Source organism: Nocardia sp. NPDC047654, from assembly GCF_043205035.1.
GTDB lineage: Bacteria > Actinomycetota > Actinomycetes > Mycobacteriales > Mycobacteriaceae > Nocardia.
In genome coordinates, this window is record NZ_JBIDDF010000001.1 from 885,621 (window position 1) to 906,115 (window position 20,495).

Here is a 20,495-nt window from a genome sequence, read left to right on the forward strand (position 1 = left end):
CTCTCGGGGATGCTGGTAGCACTCGCCGTGGCTGTGGCGACCGCCGGTGTCGCCGCGGCGGAGCCGTCGGATCCCGCCGGGCCCTCCACTCAGATCCGTCTCGCGACCTGTCCCGCGTTGTACGCCTTGGGGATTCAGGGCACCGGTGAGTCCTCGCCGGACGCCGCGCCGAGCACCGACACGGGCATGCTCTCCACTGTTTTCCGGCCGATGATGGCGAAAGCTCCCGACGCCGGTCTGGTCGACCGGGCTTACGTGCCATACGAATCCGGCTTCGGCGGGGCGACAGCCGGTGGCGTGGTGCCTTATTGGGATTCGGTGTCCGGCGGCCTCACCCGTTTGCGGAGCATGGCCGAGACCGTCGCCGACGCGTGCCCGAACAGTCGTTTCGCGGTGGTCGGCTACTCGCAGGGCGCGCATGTCGCGTCGATGTTCGCGCAGGAGATCGGCCAGGGCCGCGGCGTGCTGCCCGCCGAGCGGGTCGCCGCGGTCGCGTTGTTCGCCGACCCGACCCGCAATCCCGGGGCACCGCTGTTCCCCGGCGCGCCGGGCAAGGCGACACCGGACCCCGCACCGGGAACCTCGGGCGACCGGCTGGAATCCATCGCCGCGCTGCCGCAGGCTCCCGCCACCGGCGGCGGCATCGGCCCGGAACGGGACAAGGCCGCGAACTTCGGGGCGCTCACCGGCCGGGTGGCGAGTTTCTGCGCGGCGGGCGATCTCGCCTGCGACGCTCCGGACGGCGCGCCGATCCTGCGGGCGGTCGCCAACGTGGCCGGTCAGTCCAAGCTCAGCGGCGGCGACCCGATCGGCTCGCTGGTATCGATCGCACAGGCGCTGTCGTTCACCTCGATCAAGACCGCGACCCGGGTGCTCGATGAGGACGTTCAGGGCAATTCGCTGGCCACCCTGTCGATCTCGCCGGAGAAGTCGATCTCGCAGCGCCTCGCGGACGCCTCGGACCCGCGTACGCCGCTGAATCTGCCCGGCGCGCTGCAGGCGCTGCTGAAAATCGGCATGATCGGCTTGAACTCGGTGATCGCGGTGGTGCGGACGGTGATCGACGCCGCGAACATCTCCGAGCTGGCCACCGCGGGACTGGCGAATCCGCCCGCCGCCCTGGTCAGGCTCGGCGCCGAGCTGGTCGGCGCTGTTCCTCAGCTGATTCCGCCGACCACCGGGGTCCGGCTGATCAACCAGGCATTCGACGCGGTGGTGCAGAACATCACCGACAACAGCGAGCTGCTGAACACGACGACGTGGGTGCGCTACTGGGACACCGTGCAGCGTCACACCGCCTACGCCGGCGCGACCGTCTCGGCCGGCGGGGCCGCGCCCACGCAGTTCGTCGCCGACTGGCTCGCGGCGCTGGCCCGCGACATCGCCGACGCTTTCGGCGGCAAGGCCCAGCCACGGCCGGTGCTGGAGAAGCAACCGACCGGATTCTTCGGGGACGGCTCCGGCGCGTCTTCCACGCCGACTTCGTCCGGTACGGGACAATTTCCGTTCGGGACAGGAGCCGATGGCGCCTCATCCAGCGGCGTGACATCGATTCCGCCCACCGACCGAACCGGCATACCCAACGCCTACCCGTTCTCCACGAACTGATCGCCGAGAGGGTCCGACGATGCGATACTGCGTGCCCTGCTCTGCGGGAATGGGGGAATGTTGAAGTCGTACAAACAGCTTTCCCGCTGGTACGGCGCATTGGAGCCGGAGACCGGTGCACCGGAGAAAGACAAGCCCGATGAGGCGGATGTCATCATCCCCGCGGACGACGAGGGACCCGCGCGCTTCCCGGACTACATCCGCGGCGACGCCGAGCCGTGGCCGCGCAAGCCCGAGGAGGTCCCCGCGGACCTGCCCGCCCAGCGCAGCGAGTTCACCGGCGGGTGGTCGGACTGGGTGGTGACCGGCCATGCGCCCGGTCCGGACGACGACTACGTCGCACCCCGGCCGGTGGATCCGGTGCCGTTCCCGTGGGCCGGCGACGACGAGCACGAGCCGGTCGAGCAGCCGCGTCCCGCGGAGTCGCGTGCGCTGCGGAAGGCCGCCCGCGACCACCCCGCCGTGCGCCGGGCCCGGCTGTTGCTCATCGTGATCGCGGCGGTGCTGATCATCGCCGTCGCGGCCGTGGGTGTGCTGCTCCTGCTGCGCGCTGCCGCCGATCGCGCCGCGCTGCCGAGGGACTCGCATGTGTCCGCGTCGGTGCAGCTCACCGTCGGCGGCGCCCAGGCGGTCGGCAATCCGCGCGCGGTGGGTTCCGGTGCCTGCCCGACCGAGCGCAGTGACGCGATCGTGCGCAGCGCGGAGGCGGGCGGCACGAGCTCCGGGCCGGAGGTGGTGCTGTCGTTCCAGTACGCGTACTACGTGGAACGCTCCGGGGAGCGAGCCCGCGCGGTCGTCGCACCGGATGCCAACGTCCAGCCCGCCTGGGTCATCCAGCGGGGCATCGACTCCGTCCCGGCGGGCACGACACATTGCGTGCGGATCGTGACGGTGGGTGACAACCGGTACTCGGTGGAGGTCACCGAATACCGGCCCGGCGGCGCGCCCGCCACGTACAACAGGCAGACGGTCACCACCGCGGTGATCGACGGCCGCACCCTGATCACGGGTATCGCGGCCGGATAAAGGAGAGCAGAAGCGATGGGAGAGGACTGGAGCCGCTGGCTCGACGAAGCGCCCGGCGAGGGCGCTGCGCCGAGCCGGCCGGTGCGTTCCAAGGCTCCGGTGGTGCGGTTGCGGCGCGGCAAGGATGACGGCTCCGAGGCGGATCATCCGGCACAGCGGCCGATCCTGGTGGTCGGGGGGTGCGGTGGTGCGGGCACCACCACGACGGCGTTGGGCTTGGCGGGCGAACTCGGCACGGGCGGTACCCCGACGGTCGCGGTGGACGCCACGACGGCGGGCAGCGATCTCGCGCTGCGTGGCGCGGACGAGCATCTGCACCCGATCAGCCTGCAATCCTGGTTGTACGGACGCGGTGACGACGAACCCGCCCCGCTGAAGGAATGCCTGTCGCGCGCGACTTCGGGCATCGGCCTGCTCTGGCGCGACGCCACGCCGCTGCGCAGGCGTGCGACCTATCTCACGGTTGCCCGGGCGGTGCGCGACGCCGGATACACCGCCGTCTACGACGGGGGACATCCGATTGCCGCCCGGCAACTGCTTCCCCTGCTCGATGACGCGGATGTGGCTCTGGTGCTTGCCATTCCGGCGCGCACGGATGCGGCCAACCGCCTGCGGGTCGCGCTGGAATGGCTCGACGACCAGTTCGGCGATACCGGGGAAGGACACGGCGGCGGTGTCGTCGGCGACACGACAATCGTCGTCTCCCACCAGTACCCCGGCGACGACTCCCGGGTAGCCGAACATTTGCGCGAGCACTTGTCCGGCTGGGTCCGCGATATCAAGGAGATTCCCTACGATCCGCACCTGGCCCGGGGCGAACTCGTGCGGCACGCCTCGCTGGCCGCCGAGACGCGCCGGGCGTATGGGCGCTTGCTCGCCGGGGTGGCATCATGACCGCCGCCATGATTTTTCCGCGTCAGCCCGACCCCGCGCCCGCCGGTGTGATCGCCCCGCCGGAGTCCCGCCGTGCCGCCATCTGGGACCGCCCCGTACCGGGTGTCGGCCGTGCGCCGCTGGTCTGGCTGCTGGGTGTGCACGGGGGCGCCGGAGCCAGTACCCTCGCGCATGTGCTTGCGCCCGCGGCGGATTCGGGCCGCCGCTGGCCCGGCGTCTTCGACCGCGAAAGTCCGTTCGTCGTCCTCGTCGCCAGAGAGACCATCGCCGGTCTGTCCCGCGCGCACGACCTTCTGCGCCAACATCTTTCGGGTTTCGCCGGTCCCTCCGACGTGCTCGGCCTGATCACCGTCGCTGCGCGGCCCGGCCGGATGGCTCCCGAGATCCGCCGCTACCGCGACGTGGTCGGTTCCCTGGCCGGACAGGTGTGGCAGGTGCCGTGGTACGAGGAGTGGACGCTGGTCGAACCGGAGCAGCTGCCGGTGTGGTCGCCCGGTGATCCGATGCCATCCAGGAAACGCAAGCTCGATCTGCTGGAGGAAGTCCCGCTCGATGTCCGGGAGCTCGGCGCCGACATCGTGGCGGCCGCTCGGACGGCACTGGAGGAGGCCAGCTACGACCGCCGGTCACCGGATCTCCGTAAGCCGCCCGATGAGTGATCGTCCGCATCGAAACGGCGACAACCACCCACTATTCGAGAAAGGCATCCGATGAGCACGCTCCTCCTCGCCGTGCAGGACACGTACGGCACCGTCCTCGCGCAAGTCGGTAATCCGACGCCGGAGGCGCCGCCGGGCTCGGAGAAGATCCTGCAGCTGGTGCGGTATCTCACCTGGTTCGTGCTGTTGTCCGGAATCTGCGGCATCGTCTACGCGGGTGGCAAGTTCGCCTGGGAGAAGTGGACCGGCGGTGGTCTGGAGTCGCCGAAGATGGTGGCGGGCGCGATGATCGGCGGCGTGGTCGCCACCAGCGCGGGCACCATCATGAACGCCGTCATCGGGACCTGAGGTCGCGATGAGTACCGTGCGCATGCCCGCGGCCGAGTTGCTGGCCTACAAGCAGATGCCCGCCGACGTCCTCGCACCGCTGATGCAGCTGCTGAACTGGCTGCTGTGGTTCGTCCTTCTGGTCTGCCTCGCCTGGATGATCGTGTCCGCGGGGAAGCTGTGGTTGACCTTCCGCAGCGACCTGGCCATGAACGACGCCTCGCACGGCGTGCTGATGAGCCTGCTGGGTGCTGTGGTGGCGAGCACGGCGTCGGGGATCGCCCTGGCGTTCCTGCCCGCGTGAGCCGCCGGAGCGGGACGGGGACGACACGGGAATGACTTCGACAGTACTGCGGCCGGCGGATTCCGCGGCGTGGCGGCGCGACATCCGCCGCCCCGCGGCCGGAGTCGTGGGCGCCGCGCTGCTGTTCGCGGCGGTCGGCTGCGGCGGTAACGCGGACCCGGCGGGGCCGGACCTCTCGGCCGCACCCACCGATGTGCGGTGGCAGCCGTTCCAAGGCGTGCCGCTGCCGCACACCGCCCAAGGGCCGCGATCGACGGCCGACGGCGCGGCGACCGGCTTCGAGCACTCGCCGCGCGGCGCGGCCATCGCCGCGCTGACCCATTCGGTGCGGCTGGCGGTAGCCGCCGACACGCAATGGCCGAAAGTGGCTGCTGGAGAGGTCGTTCCGGGCGCGGCCAAGGACGAGTGGGCGATCAACCGGGTGCAGCTGTCGATCACGGGCCCGGCGGCCCCGGAGTTCGCGCCCCGTTTGCTCGGCTACAAGATCACCGGTTACACCGACCGGCACTCCACCGTCGACGTGTACACCGAGTACTCCGACCGATCGAAGGCGGTGCACCACACGGCCGTCGAGTGGTTCGGCGAGGACTGGAGATTACGGCTGCCCGATCCGGATTCGACCGCCAGACCCATCGATCCGATCGACGCAGTTCCTACCGACATCGTGAAAGTGGAGGCACCGACGTGAGCGACAGGGAGTCGTACGCGCGCGACCGTGTCTCCTTCGGCATCGTCGCCTCCGCCGCCGTGCTGGCGCTCATCGTGGTGGTCGGCATCTGCGTCTTCGTCAGCCGCGACGAGGAGCAGGCTGGCGGTGCCCCCGCCGTCGCCGAGGGTTCCGGCGGCACCGGCTTCGCGAGCCCCGAGGTGGACATCCTCGGCAGGCGCGTGGACATCCCGAACAACCCTGCCGGACAACCGCTTCCGCAGGATCCCTCCCGGCAGCGCAAGCCCACCGACCCGGACTGGCTGACCGCGGCGCCGCAGGGCACCGCCGAACCGCACGGCTGGCAGCGGGTGTACGGCGCCTCCGTCCCGTTCTCCACCTCCGACGGGCCGACGCGGATCGAGGACGACCTGGCCGTCGGGTACGCGCACACCCCGCAGGGCGCGGTACTGGCCGCGGCGCAGATCACCTACCGGCTCAATGCCCGTCCCGCCGACCGCGACCTGTACGTGCGCCAGGTCCGCGTCTCCGCCCAGCAGATCGCCGCCTACGACAAGGCGCTGGCCGACGACCGCCTGCCCGAGCAGCAGCCGGAAAAAGTGACCCGCTACTTCGTCGCCTCGGACGCGTTCAAAGTGGACGACTACGCCGACGATCTCGCCATCGTCCGGCTGGCCACCAGGGGACCGGTGGTGGACGGCAAACGGCTGTGGGTGGCCACGCGCCTGGTCATGGTGTGGGATGCGGGCGACTGGCGCCTGAAGCCGTCGACCACCAACAACACCCAGATGGAGTATCTCGAGTCGCTGACGGGGTGGACGCAGTGGTGAGCCGGCGCGGTTCCGGTCGGATGCCCTTGGCGCTGATGGGCGCGGGCGCGGTGATCAGCGTCGCGCTGGCAGCTGCCCTGACGGTCGCCGCCCTGCGGGACAACGCCTCCGCCGACGAGCGCGACGCGGGGCCCGGCACGACCTCGGAAAGCAATCCTGAACCCGGCACCGCGACGGCGGAATTCGGCAACCCGGAGACCGACCTGTTCGGCCGTCGCGTAGACGTCCCCGTCCGCGCGACCGGTGTCGTCCTGCCACAGCATCCGGATAAGCGGCAGCAACCGGGCACGCCCGGATGGACCGCGGCCGCGCCGACGCCCGCGAACGGCGAGGGCGTGTGGCAGCGCCTGTTCGGTGGTCCGGTCGTGCGATTCTCCGCCTCCGACGGCCCCTCCCGGATCGACGGCTCCGCCGCGCTGGGATTCGCGCACACGCCGCAGGGCGCCGCGCTGGCCGCCGAGCAGATCTACTGGCGGACCAACGCCAATCCCAAGGATCGCTCCCTGCTCACCCGGCTGGTCGACGTGACGCCCCAGTACTTGGCCGAGTACGACCGGCTGGTCGCCGAGGGCAAGGTGTCCGACCGCCTGCCAGACAAGCTGAGGCCCCTGTTGTTCGCTTCGGATGCGTTCCGAATCGAAAGCTATGCAGATGATTTCGCGAAAGTGCAGTTTGCGAGAAAGGCTCGAGAAACAGTTGATGGCCAACCAACATGGGTGGGCATGCGCCTGGCGGTCCGGTGGCGAGACGGAGATTGGAAGCTCACCACGGTGACAGGCGACGAGCGAGTGCAGATCGAGTCCCTGCTGAACATCGAGGGGTGGACACAATGGTGAGGCGCCTAGTCACGATACTCGCGGTCATCTTCACGGTGATGATCGCGACGCCGACCGTGGCCTACGGCCAGACCTACGGTTTCGACGAGACGTGCAACGAGATTCACGACACGCTCGACAACGTCGGCCTGCCCGGCATTTCCCTCGGCGACGCCGCGTCCGCCGCCTGCAAGGCGGGTAATGCCGCCTCGCATCCCGGCCAGGCGGCGACGGCGGTGAAGGACAAGGCCTGGGATTCCACCTTCGGCAAGGTGGTCGATTCGCTGATGAACGGTCTCGGTGAGGCCATCATCCTGGCATTGACCTTCTGGATGAAGGTGCCCAACGAGGCTGCCAGCGACTCCGGTTCGCTGTTCACCAAGATCAACGACTACACCTATCAAGCGCAGATCCTGCTGTTGATAGCGTCGGTGATCCTCTCCGGGGCGCGATTGGCCGAAGCCAGACGCGGGGCGGCGATGAACGAGGCGGCCGAATCGTTCCGGATGTTCACCCGCGTCATATTCAGCTCCTGGATGCTCGGCGCGGTGATCGTCGCGGGTACGCAGGCGTCGGACCGCTTCGCGGAGTGGATCATCGACGACTCGACCAACGGCAACGCCAAAGACCTCGCCGAGCTGATGGTGAAAACCAGCAAGCTGCAAGCATTTTCGCCGGGCCTCGTGCTGATCATCGCGATCGTCGGCCTGCTCGGCGCGCTGGCGCAGATCGTGCTCGCCATCGTGCGGCAGGGCCTGCTGGTGATCGCGGCCGGAGTGCTGCCGCTGGCGGCGGCGGCCTCCGGGATGAACATCGGCAAGCAGTCCTATCAGAAGCTGATCGGCTGGATCATCGCCTTCATGCTGTGGAAACCGGTGGCCGCGATCGTCTACATGATCGCGTTCACGACGGCGGGCCACGTCGACTCGCTCACCCCGACGGGCGGCCTGCCCGACGGTGAGCAGGCCCAGCGCATGCTGGTCGCGATCGTGCTGCTGTGCAGCGTGGCGTTCGTGCTGCCCGCGCTCATGCGACTGGCCACTCCGGCCGTCGCGATCGTCGGCAGCGGCGGTTCCGGTTTCACCGCGGCGGGCGGCACCCTGGTCGGTGTGGCGGCCTTGGGCGCCATGGGTACCAAGGCGGTCGGCGTCAAGAGCGCCGCGGCTCCGGGGAGGGCCGGTTACGTGAGCGGCAGCGGCACCGGCCCGCGTCCGGGCGGTGCGGGCGGCCCGCGCGGCGGCGGCGCGCCCAGGCCGACCCCGCCGCGTGGCGGCGGCGGCCCACAGGGCGGTGCGGCTCCGCGCGCCTCCGGACCCGCGGGCGCGGCCGGGGTAGCGTCCGGAGCGGCCAGGACGGCGGGCCGGATCGGCGCGGCGCGCGCCGCGAGCGGCGGGCTGAACCGGGCCGACCAAGCCATGGGTGACGTCGCGGGCGACCGCTGGACGAACCGTTCACCCGACCTCGGGAGGAGCACCATTCCGCGATGACACTCACCGACACCTACGAGCGGCGCTCGTACGGGCTCTGGCAGAAGCCGCGCAGCGCGGGCCTTTTCGGCCTGCGCTGGGAGGAAACCGTGCTCGGCTTCGCGGTCGTGATCACGGCGCTGATCACCGCGATGGTCGGCGGCTTCCAGTGGGGTGTGATCGTCGGCGGCATCGGTGTCGTCGTGATGGTCCCGCTGGTGTGGCGGACCGGAGGTCGTTCGGGCTACGAGACGGGATTGATGATGTTCAACTGGATGCGCTCGCGCAGTCGCGGCGAGCACGTGTACCGCGGCGGCCGCTTCTCCCGGATCCCCGGCGGCGTCACCCGCCTGCCCGGACTGCTGGCGCCGTCGAAGTTGTACGAGGGCATCGACGCGGGCGGTTACAGCTTCGGCATGATCCACCTCCCGCAGTTCGCCCAGTACACGGTGGTGCTGCGCGCGTGGCCGCAAGGCCACGAGGCGGTGGACCAGCCGGTGATCGACCGCTGGGTCTCGGCGTGGGGCACCTTCCTCGCCTCGGTGGGCCAGACCAGCGACATCGTGGCGGTGGTGCCGGTCATCGATACCGTGCCGGAGACCGGAAACCGTTTGCTCACCGAGGTTTCCACGATCACCAGGCCGGAGGCGCCGGAGCTGGCCCAGCAGGTGATGTACGAGCTGGCCACCGAGTTGCCGCAGGAACGGGTGCAGTTGCTGCCGCGGGTGGCGATCACGTTCAAGGCCACCACCGCCGAGCGCCGCAAGAACCCGGCGGAGGAGGCCGTCGAGATCGGCCGTCGCCTGCCCGGCATCTGCGCCGCGCTCGCGGAAGCCGGTGTGCGCGCCCAGCCGATGTCGGCCGACGAGGTGATCTCCTTCATCCGCCGCAGTTACGACCCCGCTTCGCAGGCCGACCTGGAAGTGGCCGCGGGCGAACCCGAGGGGCACGGCCTGGACTGGGCGGACGCGGGTCCGGTGTCCCATGACGAGAAGTGGGATCACCTGGTGCACGACGGTGGCCGCTCTGTCACCTGGGAGATGGACGCGGCGCCGGAGGGCGCGGTCGACGAGCGGGTGCTGCAGCGGCTGCTCGCGCCGAATCCCGAAGTCCCGCGCAAACGTATCGCGATCGTGTACCGTCCGCACTCAGCCGCCGACGCCGCCGAAATCGTCGACGACGATTTCAAGAACGCGTTGGTGGCCCAACAGAGCGAACGCGGGGTCGTGTCCGCGGCGGCGACGCTGCGCGTGGGCGCGACTCAGCAGGCCCGCGAAGAGCAGGCCAGGGGTCACGGTGTGACCCGCTTCGGGGCGCTGGTGACCATCACCGAGCCCTTGCGCGGTGACCTGCCGCGCATCGAAGCCATCACGCGCGACCTGTCGACCCAGGCGCGCCTGAAGATTCGGCGGTGCTACCGCTACCAGGCGGCGGCCTTCGCGGCCTCCCTCGGGTGCGGAGTGATCCTGCCGGAACACGCGACTATTCCGAAGGCACTGGCGGGGTGAGCGATTCATGGCACGGGACTACGAGCCACCCGTACGGGAACGGGACGAGGACGCACGCCGCAGGCGGCTCGAGCAATCCGGCCGGGACGAGTGGGGACAGCGGCCCGAGCGGCGGCGTCCCGCACGGGATTCGGCGCGGGTGAACGGCGAGGACCGGCCGGGCGTGGACACGTCCGACCGGCGGGCGGCCGAGCGGCGCGGGCGATCGGGCGCCGGCAGGCCCGACGGCGCGCGCACGGACCGGGCGAACGCCGAACGGTCTCGCGGCGAGCGGAACCCGCGCATGTCCCGTGACGCGGTCACCGAGCGCATCGCCGCGCGTCCGGATCGCAACGGCGCCAGGAACGGCCGCGTGGCACGGCCCGCGAAGGTCGACTACACCGCCGACCGCGCCATGGGCGCACCGAACACGGACAAGGCGGCCCGCCGCGCGAAGGCGAAGGCGGATCGGCGCAAGCAGTCCGGGCCGCCGCTGCTCGATGACGCCACCCGCGCCAAGCTGGAGATGATCGCCCGGGAGGGCAGTGGCCTGCGGGCGGCGTTCGCGCAGTTCCGGGTCCGCACCGACGACATCCGCCGCCGCAACTACGCCGCGCGCGCGGAGCAGACGATCGAGGACGGTTTCGACCGCAGCACAGCGCAACTCACCGATCGTGGTTACGCGGGCGCGGGCGGCGGCCGGATGAACGTGGTCGGCCGCCCGGTCGAGTACCGCGCCACCACCGCTCAGGTCGCCGGCCTGTGGCCCTGGTCGGTCGGCGCGGGTGCGCCGCTGATCGGCACGCCCCTCGGTTCGCATCTGCACACCGGGGCACCGGTGTGCTTCGACCCGATGAACTGGTTCATGCGCGGCAGTTTCATCACCGCGCCCAGCCTCTTCGTGCTCGGCCTCAACGGTTTCGGCAAATCCTCGCTGGTTCGCCGGATCGTGCTCGGCGGCATCGCGCAAGGGATCACCCCGTTGATCCTCGCCGACGTGAAACCGGACTACCGCAAGATGGTCGAGCTCGTCGGCGGCCAGGTGATCGACCTGGGTTACGGGCACGGCAAGCTCAACCCGTTGGCGGCGGGCGTTCTCGGTGCGGTCGTTCCACGGCTGGAAGAGTTCCCGGCCCTGCAACTGCAGGTGTTGCAGGACCTGCGGGCCCGGCAGGTGACGTTGATCGCCGGCCTGGTCGAACTGGTGCGCGGCGACCGGGTGCGCGACTACGAGGAAACGCTGATCTCCACCGCGCTGCGCATCCTCTACCGGCCGGGTAGCGGATACACGCCGGACAAGCCGCCGATCATGGAGAACCTGCTCGAGGTGATCGTCGGCGGCGGCGAGGAATTGATGCTGGACGCGGGGGCCGACGACCTCGCGGAGTACATGGAAGCGATCAAGGGGCTGCGCCGCTCGCTACGCGCGCTCACCCAGGGGCCGTTCGGCGCCGTCTTCAACGGTCAGACCACCGTGCCGATCGACACCAGCGCGGTCGCGGTGTGCATGGACGTCTCGCACATCCCGACCGGCGACAAGAAGCTCAAAGCCGCCGTCATGCTGGCCTGCTGGGCCGACGGGTTCGCCTCGGTCGAGGCCGCGCACGTGCTCGCCGACGCGAAGCTCGGCCCGCAGCGCTATTTCCAGGTGGTGATGGACGAGCTGTGGCAGGTGCTCGGCCTCGGCGACTTCATGGTCGACCGCGTCGACGAGCTCACCCGATTGCAGCGCGGCATCGCCACCGCGCTGATCATGATCAGCCACACCATCAAGGACCTGCAAGCGCTCGGCTCGGAAGCCGCCATCGCGAAAGCGCTCGGTTTCCTCGAGCGGGCGCGCGCCAAGATCTTCGGCGCGCTTCCTGCCGAGGAGATCAAACGGCTGGACAGCACGGTTCCGTTCACATCGGCCGAGGAGGAGATGGTGACCGGATGGTCCGCACCGCAAGCGCTGACCGGCGAGGCGCTCAAACCGGGACAGCAGCGGCCGTCCCCGCCCGGCACCGGTAAATTCCTGCTGAAGATCGGTGAGGACCGCAGGCCCGGCATCCCGTTCCATATGGAGTTCACACTGTCGGAGAAAGAAAGCGGGATCCACGACACGAACCAGCGCTTCAGCGAGTTCACCGAGTCGACCTCGCGCGGAACGGATTCACCGGGGAGTGCCGCATGATGCCGCACCGGTCCTACCGTCGCGTTTCGCCGGAGGTCCGCCAAGCGGCGGTCGAACAGGTCATCGCCCTGACCGGCAAGCTGCGCAGTGAATCGGAGGCCTGCCGCGTGGTCGCCGAACAGATCGGTGTGCACACCAACTCGGTGCGGAACTGGGTGCGCGCGGCCGAAGGCCCCGGTCTGGAGCGGATGGACGCGACCGCGCTGCGGCGCAAAGTGGCGCTGCTGCAACAGCAATTGGCGGCCGCCGCCGAGATGAACCGCACGTTGGCCGACACTCTCAACGAAGCCCGGCGCCGGACGTGAACCCGGGCTGCGCGCGGCACGATGCCGGAGTGCGGCGATGAGCGGCAAAACGGCGTTGTGGACGGCGCTGGGCGCGGTGCTCGGCCTGATGACCATCGTGCTGGTCATCGTCATGCCCTCCGTGGACGACGCCTGCGAGGGCGGCTCGGTGCTCGGTTCGCAGTCGGCGCTTCCGCCGCTGGGTAGCTACGCGCCGGGCGATCGGCGCGCCGCCGCGACCACCGGTCCCGGCGCGACACAGACCAACTCGGCCGCGACCGCCACGCCCTCACTCGCCGCGGGGGCAGGCCCGCTGCGCCGCACGTTGCCGATGGCCAGCGGAACCTTCACCGTCTCGGACACCTTCGGCGCGCGGGGCGGCGCGCACAAGGGCGTCGACTTGGCCGCGCCGGACGGTACGCCCATCTTCTCGGTCTCCGACGGCCGCGTCGTCGCCGCCGGTCCGGCGTCGGGATTCGGCAACTGGATCGTCGTCGATTCGGTGGACACCAACGGCCGCTCGTACTCGGCGGTCTACGGCCACATGTGGGACTCCGGCGTGCTGGTCCGGCCGGGCGACACGGTGACCGCGGGGCAGCACATCGGCGCGGTCGGCTCGGCGGGTGAATCCAGCGGCCCCCATCTGCATTTCGAGATCGTTCCGGGCGGCCGGTTCACCGGCGGTCGTCAGATCGACCCGTTGCCCTGGCTGGACGGCGCGCCGACCCCGGACGTCGGCGGTGCGCGCGCCTATTCCAGCGATCCACGCTGCAGCCTCGGCTTCGGCACCGTCGGTGGTGCGCTGGCCGCGGGCAAGGTGCCACAAGAACTGGAGATCTGGTACCGCCGTGCGGGTTCCCTCTGTCCGCAGATCACGCCCTCGCTGCTGGCCGCGCAGGGCAGGCAGGAGTCCGGTTTCCGGCGCGGTGCGACTTCGCCCGCCGGGGCCCAGGGCCTGGCGCAGTTCCTGCCGACCACCGCGGTGAGCATCGATCCCGACGACGGCAGGCCATATGTGATCGACGCCGACGGCAACGGCGTGGCCAGTGTGTGGGACGACGGTGACGCGATCATCGGCCAAGGGCGCTATATGTGCGCGATCGCGCACAAGATCCAGCAGTGGCAGGCCGAGGGCAGGGTGCAGGGCGACATCGTCGCGCTGACGCTGGCGGCCTACAACGCGGGCGAGGGCGCGGTCCTGACGTCCGGCGGCATGCCGAACCAGGTTGCCGCGCATTACGCCGAGACCCAGCCGTATGTGCGCAATATCCTCACGATGGAAGCGCAATACCGAGCGCCGGGTTCGCTCGGCCGGTTCACTCCCGGACAGGGTTCGGCCGGTGACCAGATCGTCGAGGCCGCGAACGAGTGGCTCGGCACCCCGTACGTCTGGGGCGGTGGCGGGCCACAGGGGCCGAGCGGCGGGGGACTGGACGGCCCGGGGTTGACCGCGGCGGCGGTCTTCGCGGCGTCCTCCGGCGCGGTGACGCTGCCGCGCACAGCCGAACAGCAGTGGGAGGCGGGTGCGGAAGTGCCGATGCGGAAAGCGCAGCCGGGCGATCTGGTGTTCAGCTCGTTCGGTCCCCGCGGCCCTGCGCAGGTCGGCATCTACGTCGGCAACGGTCGGATGATCCAGTCCGTGCCAGGTGCGAACGCCCGCTCGGCGGGCGGCGTTTCGGAAGTCGCGGTGCCGGGGGACGGACGGGCGAGGAGGGTGCTGTGAGCGGTGACGGATCCGAACACGCGGCCGCGGGACTGCCGCGACACCCTGCAGTGCGGCTAGCCTGGATGGATAGAGCGAATGCACGCGCGAAACTGGTGGTGATGCTGGTGGTGAGCGTCGCGGTGCTGGGTGCGGCCTGTGGCCGTGCGGACCGCGCGGACACGGGATCCGATGCGGCGCACCCCGCTACGTCCACACCTCGGTTGCTGGAGGGCGTGCCCGCCCCCGACCCGGTGACGCCCGACGGTGTCGCGGTCGCGGCGCTGCGGGAGATCTACAGCTGGCAACCCGCTTCCGAGACCGAGGGCGCTTCCCTGGGCCGGGCACGGAAGTTTCTCGGCCCCAGCCTGATTCGTATGCTGGATGTGGCGCCGACCGCGGTGGAGACGCCGAAGTCGACGCTGCAGTGGGCGGATTGGGCGAGGGAGGGGGCACGCGTGGAGGCTTTCACGTTCGCGTCCGGTGAGAAGGCGCCCGCCCTCAGCGACCCGAACGTCCAGCAGTTCAAGATCGGGATCGAGCAGACCGTCGTCTATCCGAACGGACGCAAGGAGCCGCTGCCGCCCGCGACGGTGATCGCCACCGTCGTGCGCACACCCGACGGCTGGCGGCTCGACGCATTCCGCTGACCACCCGCTTTCCGTACCGGACGGCCGACCCAGGAGGCACATATGGCGAAGAAGAAAAAGGTGACGGATCCGGCCGTACCCGGACCCGACGTCAGCCTGCTACTGACCTACGCCGGCTTCGCGATCTTCGGAACCCTCTGGCTCGCGCTGCATCTGGGCAACCTGCTCGCAGGCAGCCCGCAGAAAGTCCCGTTCAATCCGATCGCCATCGCGGCCGATCTGGCGCGGGGCAAGCTCCAATGGCCCGGTGCGGCCACGGCGATCGTGTTGCTGGTGATTCTGAGCGTGGTCGCGTACCTGGTGATCCGCAAGGAGTTGCAGAAGCGCCGGTCCAAGGGCAGGCTGCCGGTGGACGACAAGGCCGACGTGATGGGCAACGGCGGCGCGATCTCGATGCTCACCGAGGCAGGCGTCCGGGAGAAGGCCCAGCAGCTGGGCGTGAGACTCGGCTACGACGACGCTCCCGGTGTGCCGATCGGTGTCGGTGTGGCCGACGGCGTGATGCTCTACGGCTCGTATGAGGATCTGCACCTGGACATCTGGGGTCCGCGCCAGGGCAAGTCGACGTCCCGGGTGATTCCCGCGATCCTCACCGCGATCGGCCCCGTACTGGCCACCTCGAACAAGCGCGACGTGGTGGACGCGACCCGGGATGTCCGTGAGTCGAAGGGAAGTCCTACCTTCGTCTTCGATCCGCAAGGTGTCGCGGGTGAAGAGCCGACCTGGTTCTGGGATCCGCTGTCCTGGGTGGATGCCAAGCGTGAAGGGTGCGAGATGCGCGCGGCGCGGTTGGCGGGGCACTTCGCCGACGGCGACGACGGCAGCGACAGCAACCACGACGCGTTCTTCGATCCCGAGGCCGAGGACCTGCTGGCCGGACTGTTCCTCGCCGCCGCGGTCGGCGATCGCAACGGCAGCAGGCCGATCGTGCAGGTGTGGGAGTGGGTGACCAATCCGCAGGACACCGAGCCCATCGAGCTCCTGCGCGCCGCGCGCCATCACTACACGGCCTCGGGCCTGTCCTCGCAGTACAACGCCGATCCACGCACCCGCAGCGGCATTTTCGGCACCGCCAAGAAGATGATCCGGTGCCTGAAATTGTCGAACGTGCACCCGTGGATCACCCGTGGTGGCGATCGCAGGGAGTTCGACGAGCTGGAGTTCCTGGAGAACAACGGCACGCTCTACAGCTTGTCGCTGGAAGGCCGCGGTTCGGCGGCGCCCTTGGTGAGCGCGCTCACCGAGGCGGTGGTCGACGTGGCAATGCGCAAGGCGTCGCAGTCGGCCGGTGGGCGCTTGGCGATTCCGATGCTCGCGGTGCTCGACGAGGCCGCCAACGTGGTGCGCTGGAAGGACCTGCCCAAGCAGTACAGCCACTTCGGCTCACGCGGCATCGTCGTGATGACGGTGCTGCAATCCTGGGCGCAGGGGGCCCGCTGCTGGGGCGAGAGCGGCATGAACGCGTTGTGGTCGGCGGCGAACATCAAAGTGCTCGGCAGCGGCGTGGACGACACCAAGTTCCTGCAGGAGCGTTCGGACGTGCTCGGCGAATACGACGCGATCTCGCAGTCGGTCTCCGAATCCAAGGGCGGCAAGAGCTATTCGCGCTCGCTGGGCTCGTCCAAGACGTTCTCGGTCAACGCCCTCGCGACGCTGCCGCGTGGCCGGGCCATCCTGTTCCCCTCCGGTGCGCCGCCGGTGCTCATCCGTACGGTGCCTTGGTGGGACGGTGAGTACGCTGCGGACGTGAAACAGTCCATCTCGCACCATGATCCACAGCGCAAGACGCAGATCGCGGACGTGATCGGTTCGCCGTCGCTGAGCAAGTCGACGCCACCGCCGGAGTATGGCCAAGTCGAGGAGGTCCGGCCGCTGTGACCGAACAGCAGCAGAACATGATCTACGCGAGTGTGGTGGCGTTCGTCGAGGAATACCTGAGCGTGGTCTATCGGCGGCAGGTCACCGATCTCAGTGACACGGTGTGGTGCCCCGAGTGGTGGCAGCACGCCGAGGCGGTCGCCCGGCTGGACGCGCTGTGGCGCGCCTGGGAGCACTACCGCCAAAACCCGTCGACAGGGTTGAGCGTCTGGTTCCTGGATCATGCCGATCCGCACATGGCGAAATTGTTCGACCCCAAAGGCCCGTTCAAATATTGCAGCGTGCGCAACGGCCACAAGGACATGCTCAGCCCGCTCCCGACGAAATCGCCGCAGCATGGGATGTTCGGCGATCCCACGATGGGGGACTTCTCCACCTAGTCGACCGCACGCGTGATCTCGCGGTATCGGCCGGAAAGACGAATGCCCGCTGAATGATCCAGCGGGCATTTCGTCCTTTTCCTGCTATCGCGTGCGCTCCAAGCCGCGGGATTCCTGTTCCCGCCCGCCCCTGGTGACCGACGGGGCCTCGCCCGGGCGGGAGCGTACGGCCTCGCCCGGCGGTTGTGCCTGCCCTACTTCGATCAGCATCCGTACCGCGGCAAGCTCCGGTGCGACACCCATTTTGGCCAGGTGGGCCGCGATCGCCATGCGGCGTTCCTGGGAGTCGTATTGCAAAGCCGGCTTGGCGGCGGCGTTGGCCGCCATCCGGGATGCCTCGGCTTGCGCGGAGAAGCGGTCCTTCTCCAGCGACACGCCCTTGTCCGCGATCGGCTTCTCGATCAGCCGGGCCAGCTCGGTGTTGCGCGGATCCTTGGCCTTCGCGTCGCGCGCCTCACGCAGCTGCAATTCCTTGGCCTCTTTGAGCCGGGCCTCGGTGAGCTTGACGCGCGCTTCGGCTTCCTTCTGACCACGCTCGCGGGTCCGCAAGGCGACGAGCGTCGCAAGCTGCAACATTGTCCTCATCATGGCCGCGGTTTCCCGGCCGATGTCGTCCAGTTCCTCGGACATGGCTGCTCCCCGATGCTGCAGTGATCACTATGGATGATGTGGTGCTTCGTTACGGACGCCGCCACGCGAACTGTAGTCCCGTGCAGCGGGTCCCGCCTGCAAACGTGGACACCCGGAGAACTTGTGGTGCGGCACTTCCTGTCCGGGGGATCGCCCGGCCGAGGCCGTACTACGCCGCAAGAACTCCTTGTATCGAGATTACCCGACAAAGGTCGGCACAATCGAACGAGCGTGCCGGTTTATCAGCATATATCGCACATTTCCGGCGTGTCTCCGGGCGCGCCGGATGATCTTCGAACTGAGGGCACCCTAACCGAAGAAAGGTTCGACTATCCTCGCGTCGGCCGGATGGGGGTGGACGTGACTCGGGCCCGCGGCCGGAGCGCGGCGGCGGGCCCGGAGTGCACGCTCAGCGGTCGATACGCACCGACTGGATCGTGACCGGCTGCTTGGGCTTCCCGTCACCTGGGCCGTTGGAGTCGTCCTGGCCCAGCTCGGCGATCTTGTCGAGCGTGCCGAGGCTGTTGTCGTCCACGGTGCCGAAGATCGTGTACTGCGGCGGGAGCATCGAATCCGAGTACACGATGAAGAACTGACTGCCGTTGGTTCCGGGGCCTGCGTTGGCCATGGCCAGCACGCCGCGCTTGTACGCGATCGGTTCGGAGGTCGCCGCGGGATCGTTCGGGGCGTACTGATCGGTGGGGTACTCGTTGTCGAATTCGTAACCGGGCCCGCCCATTCCGGTGCCGGTGGGATCGCCGCACTGCAGGACCTTCAGGCCCTCGCCCGCGGTCATGCGGTGGCAGCTGGTGCCGTCGAAGTAGTTCTGTGCCGCCAGACTGACGAAGCTGTTCACCGTGCACGGCGACTCGGCGTTGTTCAGGGTCAGCCCGATCGGGCCCTGGGTGGTCTCCACGCTGACGCTGACCTTCGCGTCGACGCCGGTGGTGGGGATGCCGTCGGCCTTCGGCTTGCCGACCGGCTTGTCCGCGGGCTTGGCGCTGTCGCGGTAGGAGCAGTCGACCGTCGCGGGCTTGGCCTTCGCGGAGGGCGGCGCGGCCGCGGCGGGGGTACTCGACAGCGAGGCGTCCGCGGCGTCGGAGTTGCTGCTGCTGTCGTCGCCGCGGGTCAAGAAGTACACCCCGGTCACGGCGGCGACCACGAGGACGACACCGATCACCGATCCGGCGATCGTGAGTTGCTTGCGCTTGCGCGCCCGCTCGGCCCGATTGGCGAGCTGACGTTCCAGCTTGCGTTTCGCCGCTGCTCGTCGCTGTTCGTTGGTCGGCACTACCACGTTCCTCCCGTATCCGGTTACATCGGGATAAGAGTGTGCCATTTCTTTCTGAGACTGCTCCGCAACCTTCCTGAGAGGCGGTTCGGCGAATCGGTTGGACTTGCGGGGCCGTAGTGGTGGAAACTGGAGCATCGTGACCAAGACCAGCAGCTTTTCCGCCCCGAAGGGGGTACCGGACTACGTGCCACCCGGCTCGGCCGAGTTCGTCGCGGTGCGCGACGGCCTGCTCCGCGCCGCCCGACTGGCCGGGTACGGGCATATCGAGCTGCCGGTCTTCGAGGACACGGGCCTGTTCGCCCGCGGTGTCGGCGAGTCCACCGACGTGGTCACCAAGGAGATGTACACCTTCCCCGACCGTGGCGATCGCAGCGTCACGCTGCGCCCCGAGGGGACCGCGGGTGTGATGCGCGCGGTCATCGAACACGGTCTCGACCGGGGCCAGCTGCCGGTGAAACTGTGCTACGCGGGTCCCTTCTTCCGCTACGAGCGCCCGCAGGCCGGACGGTACCGGCAGTTGCAGCAGGTGGGCATCGAGGCGATCGGCGTCGACGATCCGGCGTTGGACGCCGAGGTCATCGCCATCGCCGATGCCGGATTCCGCGGCCTGGGGCTGGACGGATTCCGGCTCGAGGTCACCTCGCTGGGTGACGAGACCTGCCGCCCGCAGTACCGCGAACTGCTGCAGGAATTCCTCTTCGGGCTCCCGTTGGACGAGGAGACGAAGCGGCGCGCCCAGCTCAACCCGCTGCGTGTGCTGGACGACAAGCGGCCCGAAGTGCGCGCGATGACCGCGGACGCGCCGCTGATGATCGATCACCTGTCGGAGTCGGCCAAGGCGCACTTCGAGCAGGTGCTCGGCCACCTGGAGGCGCTCGGTGTGCCGTATGTGGTGAACCCGCGCATGGTGCGCGGCCTGGACTACTACACCAAGACCACGTTCGAGTTCGTGCACGACGGTCTCGGCGCGCAATCCGGCATCGGCGGCGGCGGTCGCTACGACGGTCTCATGGCCGAACTCGGCGGCCAGCCGCTGTCGGGTATCGGGTTCGGCCTCGGTGTCGACCGCACCATGCTGGCGCTGGCGGCCGAGGGCAAGTCGGCGGGCAGCCCGGCGCGCTGCGAGGTCTTCGGCGTGCCGCTGGGTGACGCCGCCAAACAGCGGCTGGTGGTGGTGGCCGCTCAGTTGCGGGCGGCGGGCGTCCGGGTCGATCTGGCCTACGGCGGGCGCGGAGTGAAGGGCGCGATGAAGGCGGCCGACCGCTCCGGGGCCAGGTTCACCCTCGTGCTCGGCGATCGTGACCTCGCGGAGAACACCGTCGGTCTCAAGGACATGGCGACCGGTGATCAGCGGCAGATTCCGCTGCCCGAGGTGGTCGGCGTGATCCGGGAGTCGCTGGCCGGGTAGCGCGGTGGCCGGT

The 20,495-nt window shown here is 69.4% G+C and carries 20 protein-coding genes; 18 read left to right on the forward strand and 2 right to left on the reverse strand.

The window, feature by feature from the left end:
- Nucleotides 1-9 precede the first annotated feature (9 nt).
- The 17 genes from ACGF7Y_RS04235 to ACGF7Y_RS04315 all read left to right on the forward strand — a co-directional run bounded on the left by ACGF7Y_RS04235 (nt 10) and on the right by ACGF7Y_RS04315 (nt 17,150).
- Nucleotides 10-1,608, forward strand: a complete 1,599-nt coding sequence (locus ACGF7Y_RS04235; protein WP_393228991.1) for a cutinase family protein — start codon at nt 10-12, stop codon at nt 1,606-1,608.
- Nucleotides 1,609-1,665: 57 nt separating this feature from the next.
- Nucleotides 1,666-2,634 (forward strand): hypothetical protein, encoded by a 969-nt coding sequence (locus ACGF7Y_RS04240; protein WP_393228993.1) that lies wholly within the window; start codon nt 1,666-1,668, stop codon nt 2,632-2,634.
- 15 nt (nt 2,635-2,649) lie between these two features.
- On the forward strand, nt 2,650-3,528 hold the full coding sequence (locus tag ACGF7Y_RS04245) for a MinD/ParA family protein (protein WP_393228996.1): 879 nt from the start codon (nt 2,650-2,652) through the stop codon (nt 3,526-3,528).
- Entirely contained in the window at nt 3,525-4,187 is a 663-nt protein-coding gene (locus ACGF7Y_RS04250) for a DUF6668 family protein (RefSeq protein ID WP_357115641.1), read from the forward strand. Before ACGF7Y_RS04245 ends, ACGF7Y_RS04250 begins: the two co-directional genes overlap by 4 nt.
- 51 nt (nt 4,188-4,238) lie before the next feature.
- The gene (locus ACGF7Y_RS04255) at nt 4,239-4,535 is read left to right on the forward strand and encodes a hypothetical protein (protein ID WP_039799032.1); all 297 of its coding nucleotides are present in this window, start codon (nt 4,239-4,241) and stop codon (nt 4,533-4,535) included.
- A gap of 7 nt (nt 4,536-4,542) precedes the next feature.
- Nucleotides 4,543-4,818 carry a hypothetical protein gene (locus ACGF7Y_RS04260; RefSeq protein WP_040867663.1) on the forward strand — a complete coding sequence of 92 codons (276 nt, stop codon included), beginning with the start codon at nt 4,543-4,545 and terminating at the stop codon, nt 4,816-4,818.
- Nucleotides 4,819-4,849: 31 nt separating this feature from the next.
- A complete protein-coding gene (locus ACGF7Y_RS04265; RefSeq protein WP_393229001.1) occupies nt 4,850-5,506 on the forward strand; it encodes a hypothetical protein in 657 nt (218 codons plus the stop codon).
- A complete protein-coding gene (locus ACGF7Y_RS04270) occupies nt 5,503-6,315 on the forward strand; it encodes a hypothetical protein (RefSeq protein WP_393229003.1) in 813 nt (270 codons plus the stop codon). The genes ACGF7Y_RS04265 and ACGF7Y_RS04270 overlap by 4 nt, the downstream gene beginning before the upstream one ends.
- A gap of 20 nt (nt 6,316-6,335) precedes the next feature.
- A complete protein-coding gene (locus tag ACGF7Y_RS04275; RefSeq protein ID WP_393229005.1) occupies nt 6,336-7,151 on the forward strand; it encodes a hypothetical protein in 816 nt (271 codons plus the stop codon).
- Complete coding sequence (locus ACGF7Y_RS04280; protein ID WP_393229006.1) at nt 7,145-8,617, forward strand: hypothetical protein; 1,473 nt, start codon at nt 7,145-7,147, stop codon at nt 8,615-8,617. The genes ACGF7Y_RS04275 and ACGF7Y_RS04280 overlap by 7 nt, the downstream gene beginning before the upstream one ends.
- Nucleotides 8,614-10,104: an SCO6880 family protein gene (locus ACGF7Y_RS04285; RefSeq protein WP_062973526.1), complete on the forward strand. Its 1,491-nt coding sequence runs from the start codon at nt 8,614-8,616 to the stop codon at nt 10,102-10,104. The genes ACGF7Y_RS04280 and ACGF7Y_RS04285 overlap by 4 nt, the downstream gene beginning before the upstream one ends.
- A 7-nt stretch (nt 10,105-10,111) precedes the next feature.
- Nucleotides 10,112-12,256, forward strand: a complete 2,145-nt coding sequence (locus ACGF7Y_RS04290; RefSeq protein ID WP_393229009.1) for a hypothetical protein — start codon at nt 10,112-10,114, stop codon at nt 12,254-12,256.
- On the forward strand, nt 12,253-12,561 hold the full coding sequence (locus ACGF7Y_RS04295) for a transposase (RefSeq protein WP_040867646.1): 309 nt from the start codon (nt 12,253-12,255) through the stop codon (nt 12,559-12,561). Before ACGF7Y_RS04290 ends, ACGF7Y_RS04295 begins: the two co-directional genes overlap by 4 nt.
- Nucleotides 12,562-12,598: 37 nt before the next feature.
- Nucleotides 12,599-14,263 carry a peptidoglycan DD-metalloendopeptidase family protein gene (locus ACGF7Y_RS04300; protein ID WP_393229012.1) on the forward strand — a complete coding sequence of 555 codons (1,665 nt, stop codon included), beginning with the start codon at nt 12,599-12,601 and terminating at the stop codon, nt 14,261-14,263.
- A 65-nt stretch (nt 14,264-14,328) separates the two neighbouring features.
- Entirely contained in the window at nt 14,329-14,892 is a 564-nt protein-coding gene (locus ACGF7Y_RS04305) for a hypothetical protein (protein WP_393229015.1), read from the forward strand.
- Between the two features lie 42 nt (nt 14,893-14,934).
- A complete protein-coding gene (locus ACGF7Y_RS04310) occupies nt 14,935-16,770 on the forward strand; it encodes a type IV secretory system conjugative DNA transfer family protein (protein WP_393229018.1) in 1,836 nt (611 codons plus the stop codon).
- Nucleotides 16,767-17,150, forward strand: coding sequence for a DUF4913 domain-containing protein (locus tag ACGF7Y_RS04315; protein WP_245659987.1), 384 nt, complete (start codon nt 16,767-16,769; stop codon nt 17,148-17,150). The genes ACGF7Y_RS04310 and ACGF7Y_RS04315 overlap by 4 nt, the downstream gene beginning before the upstream one ends.
- Nucleotides 17,151-17,234: 84 nt before the next feature.
- Here ACGF7Y_RS04315 and ACGF7Y_RS04320 read toward each other — a convergent pair whose 3' ends face one another.
- Both ACGF7Y_RS04320 and ACGF7Y_RS04325 read right to left on the reverse strand, forming a co-directional pair.
- Nucleotides 17,235-17,780 (reverse strand): hypothetical protein, encoded by a 546-nt coding sequence (locus ACGF7Y_RS04320; RefSeq protein ID WP_062973532.1) that lies wholly within the window; start codon nt 17,778-17,780, stop codon nt 17,235-17,237.
- 409 nt (nt 17,781-18,189) lie between these two features.
- Nucleotides 18,190-19,071 carry a peptidylprolyl isomerase gene (locus tag ACGF7Y_RS04325; protein WP_393229021.1) on the reverse strand — a complete coding sequence of 294 codons (882 nt, stop codon included), beginning with the start codon at nt 19,069-19,071 and terminating at the stop codon, nt 18,190-18,192.
- A 139-nt stretch (nt 19,072-19,210) separates the two neighbouring features.
- On the opposite strand from ACGF7Y_RS04325, the gene hisS reads away from it, so the two are divergent.
- Nucleotides 19,211-20,482 carry a histidine--tRNA ligase gene (gene hisS, locus ACGF7Y_RS04330; protein ID WP_393229023.1) on the forward strand — a complete coding sequence of 424 codons (1,272 nt, stop codon included), beginning with the start codon at nt 19,211-19,213 and terminating at the stop codon, nt 20,480-20,482.
- Nucleotides 20,483-20,495 lie beyond the last annotated feature (13 nt).

Coding starts and splice junctions, on each gene's coding strand:
- ACGF7Y_RS04235 (WP_393228991.1), top strand. CDS start 10: ATGCTGGTAGCACTCGCCGTGGCTGTGGCGACCGCCGGTGTCGCCGCG.
- ACGF7Y_RS04240 (WP_393228993.1), top strand. CDS start 1,666: ATGTTGAAGTCGTACAAACAGCTTTCCCGCTGGTACGGCGCATTGGAG.
- ACGF7Y_RS04245 (WP_393228996.1), top strand. CDS start 2,650: ATGGGAGAGGACTGGAGCCGCTGGCTCGACGAAGCGCCCGGCGAGGGC.
- ACGF7Y_RS04250 (WP_357115641.1), top strand. CDS start 3,525: ATGACCGCCGCCATGATTTTTCCGCGTCAGCCCGACCCCGCGCCCGCC.
- ACGF7Y_RS04255 (WP_039799032.1), top strand. CDS start 4,239: ATGAGCACGCTCCTCCTCGCCGTGCAGGACACGTACGGCACCGTCCTC.
- ACGF7Y_RS04260 (WP_040867663.1), top strand. CDS start 4,543: ATGAGTACCGTGCGCATGCCCGCGGCCGAGTTGCTGGCCTACAAGCAG.
- ACGF7Y_RS04265 (WP_393229001.1), top strand. CDS start 4,850: ATGACTTCGACAGTACTGCGGCCGGCGGATTCCGCGGCGTGGCGGCGC.
- ACGF7Y_RS04275 (WP_393229005.1), top strand. CDS start 6,336: ATGCCCTTGGCGCTGATGGGCGCGGGCGCGGTGATCAGCGTCGCGCTG.
- ACGF7Y_RS04280 (WP_393229006.1), top strand. CDS start 7,145: ATGGTGAGGCGCCTAGTCACGATACTCGCGGTCATCTTCACGGTGATG.
- ACGF7Y_RS04285 (WP_062973526.1), top strand. CDS start 8,614: ATGACACTCACCGACACCTACGAGCGGCGCTCGTACGGGCTCTGGCAG.
- ACGF7Y_RS04290 (WP_393229009.1), top strand. CDS start 10,112: ATGGCACGGGACTACGAGCCACCCGTACGGGAACGGGACGAGGACGCA.
- ACGF7Y_RS04295 (WP_040867646.1), top strand. CDS start 12,253: ATGATGCCGCACCGGTCCTACCGTCGCGTTTCGCCGGAGGTCCGCCAA.
- ACGF7Y_RS04300 (WP_393229012.1), top strand. CDS start 12,599: ATGAGCGGCAAAACGGCGTTGTGGACGGCGCTGGGCGCGGTGCTCGGC.
- ACGF7Y_RS04305 (WP_393229015.1), top strand. CDS start 14,329: ATGGATAGAGCGAATGCACGCGCGAAACTGGTGGTGATGCTGGTGGTG.
- ACGF7Y_RS04310 (WP_393229018.1), top strand. CDS start 14,935: ATGGCGAAGAAGAAAAAGGTGACGGATCCGGCCGTACCCGGACCCGAC.
- ACGF7Y_RS04320 (WP_062973532.1), bottom strand. CDS start 17,780: ATGTCCGAGGAACTGGACGACATCGGCCGGGAAACCGCGGCCATGATG.